This is a genomic window from Bradyrhizobium sp. LeoB3 (assembly GCF_055456055.1).
Genome location: NZ_JBVBEF010000359.1, coordinates 1 through 601 on the forward strand (window position 1 = coordinate 1; position 601 = coordinate 601).

Genomic DNA, 601 nt, shown 5'->3' on the forward strand with positions numbered 1-601 from the left:
GAGCAAGAACTTCACGATGAGTCCTCGTGGAGACGGGAAACCATGCGCTGTGTACTTGACTGGGGACATCAGAATGGGATGGTCCGGCCGTACTCCAGCCCCGCCAGTGATCGAAGCTGGTTCGGGGCACCGAAAAGGAGCACGCCATGTCTCAGAAATCTAGCAGCACAATCGCCGTGGTCGGCATTGATATCGGCAAGAACTCGTTTCACGTCATAGGGCACGATCGGCGTGGTGCGATCGTACTCCGGCAAAAATGGTCGCGTGGCCAGGTCGAGGCGCGACTTGCCAACCTGCCGCCGTGCCTGATCGGGATGGAAGCCTGCGTCGGCGCGCATCATCTCAGCCGCAAGCTCCAAATGCTTGGCCACGACGCCCACCTGATGCCGGCGAAATACGTGCGGCCGTATTCGAAGGGGCAGAAGAATGACTTCCGAGATGCGGAAGCGATCGCCGAGGCTGTCCAACGCCCGACCATGAAGTTCGTCGCGACCAAGACCGCCGATCAGCTCGACCTTCAGGCGCTGCACCGCGTCCGCGATCGATTGGTCGGTCAGCGTACCGGCGCCATCAATCAGATCCGTGCGTTCCTACTGGAGCG

General features: G+C 60.7%; 1 protein-coding gene. It reads left to right on the forward strand.

Annotation, left to right across the window (positions count from 1 at the left end):
- Positions 1-146 precede the first annotated feature (146 nt).
- Positions 147-601 (forward strand): IS110 family RNA-guided transposase (locus ACZXDY_RS46320; RefSeq protein ID WP_464350076.1); only part of this gene is annotated, 455 nt, incomplete at its 3' end.